Here is an 11,251-nt window from a genome sequence, read left to right as displayed (position 1 = left end):
TTCTAATCTGAAAAGATGGGGATCTCAGCTTGAGTAATGACCAATACTACCTCAAAATCAGTCCTGAGTATGCTAACTGTACATCAGAAGCCTATTCCCGCTTGCTAGAGTGTGAGTAGTTCACGTAAAATATAGTGCCATTGTTGCAGCAGTTCTCATGACCTCATCTGCGTCTTTTGACACATTAGAGTCTTTACAGGCGGATATCGCTGAATTGATCGTTCGTTTACCGACATTAAAAAATCGGCAATTTATTCAGCAAGCACTTGCTACTATTGTTCGTCTAGCTGATACCGAAATTGAACGTCTCGATTGGAAAATCTTGTCGGCTGCATTAGCAGATATGGAGCGCGGTTTCCAGCTTTTCTATGATTACCGACACGTTCGCAAAGTCACCATCTTCGGTTCTGCTCGTCTAGCGCCGGATACACCAGAATACCAAATGGCCCTTGAGTTTGGCCGTGCTGTTTCTCAATTAGGATTTATGGTGATGACCGGGGGTGGCGGTGGAATCATGCAGGCGGGTCATGAAGGGGCTGGTCGAGAAAATTCTTTTGGATTAAACATTCAGTTACCCTTTGAACAGGAAGCAAACCCATTTATAGAAGGTGATCCTAAGCTAGTTCACTTCAAATATTTCTTTACCCGCAAGCTGTTTCTCCTAAAAGAAAGTGATGCTGTAGCCTTGTTTCCGGGAGGCTTTGGCACTCAAGATGAAGCTTTTGAATGCATGACATTAAGCCAGACTGGTAAATTTGGCCCTGTACCTCTAGTTTTAATTGATCGCCCCGGTGGTGATTACTGGCGCTCTTGGAGCGAATATGTTGATAAGCAACTAGTGCAAAATGGTCTTGTCAGTCCTGAAGACCCCAGCCTTTACACGCTAACAGATAACGTGGATGTGGCTTGCGACGCTATTACACGTTTTTACCAGGTTTATCACTCTTCTCGATATGTCGGTGGAAAGTTAGTCATCCGTCTGAAGACAGATATATCAGACACTCAGGTAGAGCAACTCAATGCTAATTTCAGCGACATTATTATTCAAGGACGGATTGAAAAAAGTCAGGCATTACCTCAAGAAGCACAAGATGAAACTGTTGAACTACCCCGACTCATTTTGTACTTTAATCAACGCGACTTGGGGCGCTTGTATCAAATGATTGCCACAATTAACCGGATGGGTACTCCTTCACCAGAGGATGCAGCGCATCCAGAAAGAAAGTAAATATTAACTAATTCGTAATTCGTAATTATATTTGCGGACTTCTTCTCTCCGAGACGTTAAGAGCGAACGTGCTACTCTAAGGTAATTTTCGGATTTGAGTCCTGTACTAAATTCTAAAATCGCTGGTCTATAATTAGTCGGGGTATGAATCCTTAACTAATTCAATTACGGGCGTTGCTGAATTCAGGTATGAAAATGATTTTGCGTGATTTCAAAATTTTTGTAGAGACTAGCAATTGCTAGTCTCTACAGCCAGATTCATACATTTAATCTGCAATGCCCAATTACGAATTACGTTAGCAAGTATTCGATAGCGAAGCGTCATTACGAATTACGAATTATTTTTATGAGATGCGATCGCTTCATACCTATCCATAAAATTTTCTTATAACTAAACTAATTCATATCATTGCCTTAGCTAGAGATTTTTTATTCCCTGCGACTATCTTCATGAGGAATGGGCATTTTGGCTTTGTTAAAGGAGCCGCGAAAACAATATGATTCACCCTACTTACAGATGAGAGAAACAGCAGTTATTATGACTCAATACTGATTCTTGCAAAAAAGCTTGTATATTAGCACAGTAAACACTGTGTCACATCTTAACAGAGGAATAAAATATGCTGGAATTATTGGGTTCAGGTTTGGTATCGCTCTGGCTAGAGATGGCCGGGGTACAAATTAAACCTCTAGATGCTTTAGACGCTTTGACTTGGCAAAGTAGCCCTGGCTTGGTTCTTGCGCCTGATCCTAATCCAACTGGGGCTACTACGGTGCAGGAATATCTGAAACAGCTAATAACATCGAAACTGATAGCGCAAAATCTGGCTGAAAGTCAGGGAATTTGGATGCAGTCGGGGCCGATGCTGATGGCAAATCACCAAGGTACAACACCTCTGCCAGCTGCCTCTTTAACTAAAATTGCTACTTCATTAGTTGCTTTGAAAACCTGGGGGCCAGACTACCAATTTGATACCTTAATCAGTGCCACTGGCCCAGTGGTAAATGGCGTTGTACAAGGCGATTTGGTGATTACTGGTGGTGGCGATCCGATGTTTGTTTGGGAAGAAGCGATCGCTCTTGGTAATACTCTCAATAAAATGGGCATCAAGCAGGTAAAGGGAAATTTGATTATTAATGGCAGGTTTGCCATGAATTTCCAACGTCAGCCGATGTTAGCAGGTCTGATGCTCAAGCAAACACTAAATCGTGCGACTTGGGGCCGCCCCGCTATCTATACACACTCAATCATGCCCAAGGGAACGCCCAAGCCTCAAGTTGTCATTGCTGGTGCGGTGAAAGTTGAGGCGCAACCAAACCCCCGACAGATTTTGTTACTACGTCATCGCTCATTGCCTTTGAAGCAACTAATCAAGGAAATGAATGTTTACAGTAACAACGATATGGCAGAGATGCTGGCAGACTCAGTGGGAGGAGCGGCTGTAGTGCAGTCAACTGCTGCTAACCTTGCGAGAGTGCCGCAAGTGGAAATTCAGTTAATTAATGGTTCTGGATTGGGGCCAGAAAATCGCATTTCCCCTAGAGCTGTTTGTGCCATGCTGATGGCTATTCAAGTTGAGGCATCGGCCCATCAACTGAATCTCGCTGACTTGTTTCCTATGTCTGGATTTGATCATCGGGGGACAGTACACTCCAGACACATTCCCCTTGCTACTGTGATCAAAACTGGCACTCTGCGGGATGTTAGCGCCTTAGCTGGAGTAATGCCTACACGCGATCGCGGTTTGGTTTGGTTTGCTATTATCAACCGGGGGACAAATGTCTGGGGTTTGCGGACTGGACAAGACCAGTTGTTGCAAAGTGTTGTAAAACAATTACAATTACCTCTAACCGTTCCTGTTGCCCTTACTCCCCACTCAGCCATCAACTCTTTACCCCAGCTAGGCGCAGCTAATCGCAATGAAATTTTATTCAAAAGTTAATTCATTTATAGTTCACCGTTAAAACAGAGGTAAGCCTGTCTTATTCACAATCCAAAAATTTTATTGATGGGTAAAAACCGAACTTGTAAAGGGTAAATGTCCATAATAGCTTTTGGGTTAAATCTTCCATTAACTTGATTATAGGTAGTTCGCAAAATGCCCTAACCCCATCATTGGGGAGAGCAGGCGAAACCTGAAGTAAAAGCCAACGTCAATTTTGTAAAAATAACTGTAAATAGATTTGTCACGACTAAGCAACAATTAAGCTTATAAATCAGGTTGTGATTATGCGATTTCTCAAATTACCCAGGTCTTTACGCCAACTCAGTACTCATGTTTTAGCGATCGCGCTAGGAGTTCTGCTAACCGTTAGCACATTGCAAGTGTTGCCCTCCCAAGCCGAACCAGCACCCACAGTAACTGCTGGAGATACTTCACAACTGATTGCCCAACGGCAATCACCAGCCAGTGCTGCGATCGGTAGCAGTAGCTTTGTGACAGCAGCAGTGAATCGTGTTGGCGCAGCAGTTGTCAGAATTGATACTGAGCGGACAATTACTCGTCGGGTTGATCCATTTATGGAAGACCCCTTTTTCCGTCGGTTTTTTGGTGAGGGTTTCTCGCAACAGATTCCTTCTGAGCAGTTACGCGGTTTAGGCTCAGGTTTCATTATTGACAAGAGCGGGTTAGTTATGACTAATGCTCATGTCGTCGATAAAGCTGATAAAGTAACAGTCCGGCTCAAAGATGGCCGCACCTTTGAAGGGAAAGTTCAAGGTATTGATGAAGTCACAGATTTGGCAGTAGTCAAAATTAATGCTGGTAATGATTTACCAGTAGCACCCTTGGGTTCTTCTAGTAATGTCCAAGTAGGAGACTGGGCGATCGCAGTTGGTAATCCTTTGGGATTTGATAATACCGTTACTTTGGGAATTGTCAGTACCCTCAAACGTTCCAGTGCCCAAGTTGGCATTAGTGACAAACGCTTAGATTTTATTCAGACAGACGCTGCCATTAATCCTGGTAACTCTGGTGGGCCGCTATTGAATGGTCAAGGTGAAGTGATTGGTATTAACACAGCCATTCGCCCTGATGCGATGGGTATTGGCTTTGCAATTCCTATTGATAAAGCTAAAGCGATCGCAGGACAATTGCAACGTGATGGCAAAGTTGCTCACCCCTATTTGGGCGTGCAAATGCTAACTTTGACACCTGAGCTTGCCAAGCAAAATAACACCGATCCCAATTCTCCTATTCAGATACCAGAAATTAATGGTGTTTTTGTAATGCGAGTTGTCCCCAACTCTCCAGCTGCATCTGCGGGTATCCGGCGCGGGGATGTAATTCTTCAAGTTGATGGTAAAGCTATTACCAGTGCTGAACAATTGCAGAACGTTGTAGAAGATAGTCGGCTTGGTCAAGTATTACAGGTGAAAGTCCAACGAGGTAATAAGACACAGCAGCTTTCAGTCCGCACAGCCGAGTTGCAAAATGCTTCTTAGAAGGGCAATATAGCCCAATACAGTTCAGATAAGACCAAAACACTTGTAGAGACGGCGATTTATCGCGTCTCGAAAACCCAATTTTGTACAATTAGCCCTTAACTGAACCGTATTGCAATATAGCCGATTTTAATAGTGTCAATAGTAGGGGCACAGCAATGCTGTGCCCTTAGTACATTTTGTATAGAAATTTGTTAAGAACCCATCAGATCACACCATCTCGACAGAAAAGCGAACTGATAAGTCAGTGTTTGGGCATAGCTTACCCCCGTAAGCATCGCTCTACCACCGATTTCAAAATCCCAAGAATAAATTCATTTAGCAACAATTAAAATTAGACCTTCACGGGCTAGTATTCCTTGAGGAAAGGCAGATTTAACATCGACTTGAACCTGATCAAGAAAATCATCATGATCATCTGGGTGATGATGAGAAATGGCTAGCCGTTTAACGCCAGCGTTCAGAGCCGCATTCACCGCAGCTTGCCAAAGCAAATCAGCAGAGTCATGGTTGTGAGATGTAGGCGGAGTATAAGTTGCATTAGCAATCAGCAAGTCAACACCTTGAATGAACTGTAAAATCCGCTCTCGCTCCACTTGATCGGCATTCTGGTGCAAATCTGTGACGTAAGCAACACTATAATCTTGCCAAGTGACTCGGTAGCCAACTGACCTCTGAGTTTGATTAATTAATGCAGTTGTAATAGTGACATCATCCAGCTTCACCTCAATGTCGGGAGTGAGATTGTAAAACTGCAATTCCGACTGCATTACCTGTAAAGGGTAAGGAAAGTGTGGCTGGAGCATCTGATCGTACAGACATTGTTTGATTGAGGCTCCATTTGATGCAGCTGTGCCGTAAATATGGAAGCAATTTTCCCCTATAAATGCTGGAGCAAAAAAAGGAAACCCTTGAATTCTATTTGATTGGCAGTTGGTAAAAAATAAATGGGCTTCTAGTGGCTGTTGCATTTCTTGCCAAGTTTTACCCAGTATGCGTAAGCCAGTACCGCCATCAAAAATCAAACGTTTCCCGACTACATGCATTTCTACACAAGCGGTATTACCACCATAACGACTGGTATTGCTACTTGGAGTGGGAATCAAACCTCTTACACCCCAGAATTGCACGATAAATTCACCTGCTGGGCTACTTGGCAGGGTAGATGACTTTTCAGGTACGTAGCTCTGGGAATCCGACAACTCAAAATTTGACATTTTCCTTGAAATTAGACCTTACTGAGCAGATCATCATAGTGCCGCACTTCTAAAAGCCTGTTTTTTTCGTCCACAATGACTACTGTAGGAGAGTAACTTTTTAACTCTTCTGGAGTGAACTGCCCGTAAGTCATTATAATCAAGCGATCGCCAATAATGCCTAGACGTGCCGCACCCCCATTTAGCTCAATTACTCCGGAATGGGCTGGAGCCGGGATCGCATAAGTAATAAAGCGCTGACCATTGGCACTATTAACTACTTGCACCTGCTCATAAGGTAAGATGCCAGCTTTTTCCAAAAGCATTTCATCAATGCTAATACTACCTACATAGTTGATATTCGCCCCAGTAAGGGTGCAGTTATGAATTTTTGCCAAAAGGAGAGTGCGCTGCATTTAGGTTTGGGTTAGTGACAGATTTTACAATCCTTAACAAGTGAAAGTTATTAAAATCAGGAGTGAGGAGTGAGAAATTAGCAGTGAGGAGAGAGAAATAAAAATTCATAATTCTTAACTCCTAACTTTTAACTCTTAACTGTTAACTCCTAACTCCTAACTCTTCTATTATCCTCTATAAGCTTTGACGGATTTTTCTACTAAAGCTGCAACTTTGTCCACATCTTGCCAACCGAGGATTTCAGTCACCTTTTTTTCCAAATTTTTATAACTACGGAAAAATTCGGCAATTTCATCTAAGCGGTGTGGCGCTAAGTCATTCAGGGATTTGACCTGAGTGTAGCGCGGATCTTTGTCAGGAACACAAAGGATTTTTTCATCGCGATCGCCACCGTCAATCATCTCCAAAAAGCCAATGGGTCGTGCAGCAATCACACAGCCTGGAAAGGTTGGCTCGTCAATTATGACCATACCATCAAGGGGATCGCCATCATCAGCCAAAGTATTAGGTACAAAGCCGTAGTCATAAGGATATTGTACCGAGGAATAAAGTACTCGGTCTAGAGCAAAAGCTTCTAGTTCCTTATCGTATTCGTATTTATTTTTACTTTTGCCAGTAATTTCAATCAGAACGTTGATTAGACCTGGTTTCGGTTGGGCAGGAATACGAGATAAGTCCACAAAAAACTCCTCTGATAACAATAAATCACGGGGACACTCAGTCAGTTTCTCTCCCCGTGTAGAATTTTAGGGCAATATGGATCTCTTCCCAACGTATTCATTTTCATTTCACAAAATAGGGCATTAGGAAAGAGGAGGCAGAAGTTCTTTAATGCGTGAATTTTGAATTGATTTCTCCCTCATCCTCCCCTGCTCCCCCTGCTCCCTCATCCTCCTCATCTCTGCCACTTTTAATTGAAATGGAAAAAGCGTTGTAAAGAAACTTCACAACGCTTTTTCCAAGAGGGTATTATTTTCTAACATCCTTAATTGCTGTTGGAGGGATTTATTTCTGCCCCTATTCTGTCAAGACAACTGAAATCTGGAGTCACCCAATAAAGATTTCAGCTTATTCTTGATGAAATACATCCAAATCTAGAGAGATTGTCTCAAAATCAGTTTTCTCCTTTTTTGTAGCTTTTCTGATGGGGAAATGCTACTGGAAAGCTTTCTCAATCTTGACTTCCTTTGAAATTTTGAACCAGGGGCTGCTGGTTATTTTGAACATCAGTTGAAGAATAGTGGGCTATGACAAATACGGGTAGGATAAGAGTTAACAGAGCGATCGCAGTTCCCACAATGTCTGCCAAACGTTGGGAATATGTGTCGGTATTGGCAGACTGGCTATTTGAATTCATACAAAATTGAAGTTGTTCGTAACACTGTATAGGTCTACTCTCTGATTGAGAGTCTTAATTGCTATGTTAGCTATTTTTAAACTGTAGAATGTGTAACATCCTACAATCTAAACCAGTTCTTTGCTGTCATAATAGCCTTTTTATACATGGAGTTCTTAATACAAAGTTACAACTAAACAAATCATGTTTTATGCAATTAATATTTTCAGATGTTTCCCTGTATGGTGTAATGGTTCGCATACGCAAAGCCAACGTTGACAGCATCATAAATTACATTTTTTCGCTGTTTAAAGATTAATTAGCAAAACATATTTGTCCGAGACTTCATCATTATAACATCTTAAAATGCCTTTGATAAGGTCATTTTACTGTAATTGCTAATTTGTGATACAGGACACAAAACAGCAATTGCACTGAGAAATATTCAGTGCTTTTGATTGTTATACAGTAGTTATACACAAAAAAATTTGATGTTAGCCAAGAAATAGATAGGAATAATTTTTGTAACTAAGGATAGCTACCGAATAAATACACATGGATCAACTGCGTGTGCAGCAAGCATTCAGTGATAACACTAAACAGATATTTTATAATTTAAATTTTAAAGTATATTTAATATCACAGCAATTTTGTCAATCTATATATAGGTAGATTTAAAAATACTGTAGAAGGTGGCGTAGAGGTGTGGAAGTTATCGCAAAACCTTGCTCATGTCTGAACAAAATATCCAATCCTAATTTCCAGATTCTAAATTCGTATAAGTTTTTGGATAACAAATTAATCAGCTAAAAAAACCGCCACTAAATATCATAGGGCGGTCTGATTAAGCAATCGGAGGGTAATTTCAGATTACTCTGCTAATAAATCAAATTGCTGTAACGAAGTTTGCATTCAATTGGGGAGTAGGGAATAGGTATGGGTTTATTCTCTCCTTGTCTCCCTCATTTCCTTAGTACAGTGGGCGCAAAAGCTTGGAATATAATTCTTTTGACTTTTGACTTTTGAATTTTGACTTCCGCCCTGCGGTACTACTCCCTTCCATAAACACTCATTGGTTCCTTGATAAATCGGGTGTAAAGATGCTTAAACGTGGATTTAATTACGCGGGGCATACCAAAATCGATGGGCATCAACTTGTCTGGTAACCGCCAATCTTCTATTTTTAATAAGTCAGGATTTAAATGCGGAAACTCTATGTCAGCTAGTTCTGGACAAACTCCTAGTCTTTGGGAAGCTGCAACTGTAGGCACTTGTTCAGGAGCAACATTAAGGATTTCTACCATTGCCCGATCTAAGGCAAATATATCTGATGCGGCTGCTAAAATTCCCAGTTGGCGAGGTTCACCATTACTAGGGCCATTTCCTTCATGACCGATGATGCCATCTAATATGGTTAAGTTAGGGTTTATTGCCCTGGCAGTTTCTACTAACATTTCACCAAATCTATTCGCATCTTTTCCGGCTTCCATGTGCCACCAAGCTTTCATTTTACCGGGGACGCAACCAAACAAGTTTTTTACACCTAGTGTTAATGTCAATTGCGTATGTGATTTCACTTTAGGTAGGTTAATCACTACATCTGCTTCCATTGCTTCTTTAGACAACCGCAGATGATTAAAATTGTCACTAATAGTTTGGTAACGCTGACCTTGAAAATCGATGATGGGAAGATTGAGTTCTTCTAAAATAGGCAGATAGCCATTTGCTACTGCTACGCCCTTGGCACTGCCAAAAGCAGGACTATCACCCAAAAATGGCTTACCGCCAACTTCAATTACCATCTGGGCAACTTGGTAAACTAGTTCGGCACGGGTGATACACTCTTTACCAGGACGTGAGCCTGTAAGTAAATTTGGTTTGAGTAAAACGCGATCGCCTTTTTTCACAAACCCTGCCATTCCACCAAAAGGTTCTAGGAGAATGACTAAGGATTCTCGTAAAGCCTCTCGTTCGTAAGATGTAGCTCGAATGAGACTAACAGATGGTTTTTGAGTCTGCATAAATTAAATGGGGAGTGGGGAGTGGGGACTGGGGAGTGGGGACTGGGGAGTGGAGGAGATGAGGGAGTGAGGGAGTGAGGGAGTGAGGGAGGGAAAAGAATTAATAATTAATGCCCCATGCCCCATGCCCCATGCCCCATGCCCCATGCCCCATGCCCCATAACCTATTATTCTGTTCTAAGCGGTAAGATACCACTCATTTGTTCTAGATTTAACACTGTAGCTAAGTCTGTTTCACTCATCAATCCGCGTTCTAGGACAATTTGTCGCAGGGATTTACCAGTTTCTAAAGATTCTTTGGCGACAGCTGCGGCGTTTAAATAACCGATGTGGGTATTTAGTGCGGTTACTAAAGCTAAACTACCTTCGGCATAAGCTAAACAACGTTCCTCGTTTACAGTAATTCCCTGGATGCAGCGTTCGGTGAGTGCAGCGATAGTATTACCCAGAATTTCGATGCTGTGAATCAAGTTATAAGCAATCAACGGCATCATCACATTTAATTCTAATTGTCCGGCTTGTGCGGCTAATGCGATCGCACTGTCGTAACCCATCACCTGAAAACACACCATTGATGTCATCTCTGCCATGACTGGGTTATATTTACCTGGCATAATTGAGGAACCGGGTTGCACTGGGGGGAGTTGAATTTCTTTCAAGCCTGTTTTTGGCCCTGAATCCATCAGTCGTAAATCATGAGATATTTTGACTAAATCCTGCGCTAAGTTGCGTAAAGCACCAGAAACATTTACAAATGGGGCCATACTCTGCATGGCTGCCATAAGATGGGGTGCAGGTTCTAAAGGAGTATCAATCAATTCTGAGAGAACTTCTACCACACGGGCGCGATACAAAGGATGAGTATTTAACCCCGTTCCGGCTGCACTACCTCCCAAACCTAGCACCATCAAATCTCCAGAGGCGGTGTAAATCCGGTTTTGATGTTCTGTAAGAATTTGCGCCCAAGCCCGAAAGTTCTCGCCCAAACGCACTGGTACTGCATCTTGTAAGTGGGTTCTGCCAGATTTGACGATATCTTGAAATTCTACAGCTTTGTTTTCTAAGGATGCGATCGCACTATCTATTGCTGGGTGTAATGTCTTGGATAATGCCAATAATCCACCAATACGAATTGCGGTCGGAATCACATCATTGGTAGACTGCCCATAGTTAACGTGGTCATTGGGACTAACACGTTTGTAATTGCCCTTTTCTTCACCAAGAATTTCTAAGGCGCGATTTGCCAAAACTTCGTTAATATTCATGTGGTGAGATGTTCCAGCACCCGCCTGATAAACATCCACGACAAATTGATCCCGGAACTTCCCAGCCAATATTTCATCAGTTGCTTGGATAATCGCCTGACTAATATCTTGGGGAATGCAATTTAGTTCTCCATTCACAATTGCTGTAGCTTTTTTAATGATTAATCCAGCATCTACGTAAGTATCTAAAGGCTTTATGCCGCTAATGGGAAAGTTTTCTATAGCCCGTAAAGTTTGAATGCCGTAATAAAGGCTACTAGCAATTTGGCGATCGCCCATCGAATCGCGTTCGATGCGGAATTGAGAGTCTGTGTGTTCAGTCATAGTATTGTTTTAGGAGAGC

Annotated in this window: 9 protein-coding genes; 3 read left to right on the top strand and 6 right to left on the bottom strand. The window is 42.1% G+C overall.

Features of this window, described 5'->3' with window-relative positions; genetic code table 11:
• The first annotated feature begins 157 nt into the window (after positions 1-157).
• From CDC33_RS26575 to CDC33_RS26565, 3 genes are all read left to right on the top strand, one after another.
• On the top strand, positions 158-1,228 hold the full coding sequence (locus tag CDC33_RS26575; protein WP_109011466.1) for an LOG family protein: 1,071 nt from the start codon (positions 158-160) through the stop codon (positions 1,226-1,228).
• A 620-nt stretch (positions 1,229-1,848) separates the two neighbouring features.
• Positions 1,849-3,171 (top strand): D-alanyl-D-alanine carboxypeptidase, encoded by a 1,323-nt coding sequence (locus tag CDC33_RS26570; RefSeq protein ID WP_109011465.1) that lies wholly within the window; start codon positions 1,849-1,851, stop codon positions 3,169-3,171.
• A 287-nt stretch (positions 3,172-3,458) separates the two neighbouring features.
• Positions 3,459-4,673, top strand: coding sequence for an HhoA/HhoB/HtrA family serine endopeptidase (locus tag CDC33_RS26565; protein WP_109011464.1), 1,215 nt, complete (start codon positions 3,459-3,461; stop codon positions 4,671-4,673).
• Positions 4,674-4,987: 314 nt separating this feature from the next.
• On the opposite strand, the gene CDC33_RS26560 is transcribed toward CDC33_RS26565, so the two are convergent.
• The 6 genes from CDC33_RS26560 to CDC33_RS26535 all read right to left on the bottom strand — a co-directional run bounded on the left by CDC33_RS26560 (position 4,988) and on the right by CDC33_RS26535 (position 11,232).
• On the bottom strand, positions 4,988-5,890 hold the full coding sequence (locus CDC33_RS26560; RefSeq protein WP_109011463.1) for an MBL fold metallo-hydrolase: 903 nt from the start codon (positions 5,888-5,890) through the stop codon (positions 4,988-4,990).
• 11 nt (positions 5,891-5,901) lie between these two features.
• The gene (panD, locus tag CDC33_RS26555; protein WP_109011462.1) at positions 5,902-6,285 is read right to left on the bottom strand and encodes an aspartate 1-decarboxylase; all 384 of its coding nucleotides are present in this window, start codon (positions 6,283-6,285) and stop codon (positions 5,902-5,904) included.
• A 168-nt stretch (positions 6,286-6,453) separates the two neighbouring features.
• Positions 6,454-6,966 (bottom strand): inorganic diphosphatase, encoded by a 513-nt coding sequence (locus CDC33_RS26550; RefSeq protein WP_100901064.1) that lies wholly within the window; start codon positions 6,964-6,966, stop codon positions 6,454-6,456.
• 491 nt (positions 6,967-7,457) lie between these two features.
• Entirely contained in the window at positions 7,458-7,643 is a 186-nt protein-coding gene (locus CDC33_RS26545) for a TLTLP motif-containing protein (RefSeq protein WP_109011461.1), read from the bottom strand.
• Positions 7,644-8,671: 1,028 nt separating this feature from the next.
• Complete coding sequence (locus CDC33_RS26540; protein WP_109011460.1) at positions 8,672-9,643, bottom strand: Npun_F2552 family protein; 972 nt, start codon at positions 9,641-9,643, stop codon at positions 8,672-8,674.
• A gap of 167 nt (positions 9,644-9,810) precedes the next feature.
• On the bottom strand, positions 9,811-11,232 hold the full coding sequence (locus CDC33_RS26535) for an aspartate ammonia-lyase (RefSeq protein ID WP_109011459.1): 1,422 nt from the start codon (positions 11,230-11,232) through the stop codon (positions 9,811-9,813).
• Positions 11,233-11,251 lie beyond the last annotated feature (19 nt).

Origin of the sequence: Nostoc commune NIES-4072 (assembly GCF_003113895.1) — a bacterium.
Taxonomy (GTDB): domain Bacteria; phylum Cyanobacteriota; class Cyanobacteriia; order Cyanobacteriales; family Nostocaceae; genus Nostoc; species Nostoc commune.
This window is presented reverse-complemented; position numbering and strand designations above follow the sequence as displayed.

Bases quoted from the DNA above. Each gene is read 5' to 3' on its own strand.
- CDC33_RS26545 (WP_109011461.1), bottom strand. From the start codon at position 7,643: ATGAATTCAAATAGCCAGTCTGCCAATACCGACACATATTCCCAACGT.
- CDC33_RS26540 (WP_109011460.1), bottom strand. From the start codon at position 9,643: ATGCAGACTCAAAAACCATCTGTTAGTCTCATTCGAGCTACATCTTAC.
- CDC33_RS26535 (WP_109011459.1), bottom strand. From the start codon at position 11,232: ATGACTGAACACACAGACTCTCAATTCCGCATCGAACGCGATTCGATG.
- CDC33_RS26560 (WP_109011463.1), bottom strand. From the start codon at position 5,890: ATGTCAAATTTTGAGTTGTCGGATTCCCAGAGCTACGTACCTGAAAAG.
- CDC33_RS26565 (WP_109011464.1), top strand. From the start codon at position 3,459: ATGCGATTTCTCAAATTACCCAGGTCTTTACGCCAACTCAGTACTCAT.
- panD (WP_109011462.1), bottom strand. From the start codon at position 6,285: ATGCAGCGCACTCTCCTTTTGGCAAAAATTCATAACTGCACCCTTACT.
- CDC33_RS26570 (WP_109011465.1), top strand. From the start codon at position 1,849: ATGCTGGAATTATTGGGTTCAGGTTTGGTATCGCTCTGGCTAGAGATG.
- CDC33_RS26575 (WP_109011466.1), top strand. From the start codon at position 158: ATGACCTCATCTGCGTCTTTTGACACATTAGAGTCTTTACAGGCGGAT.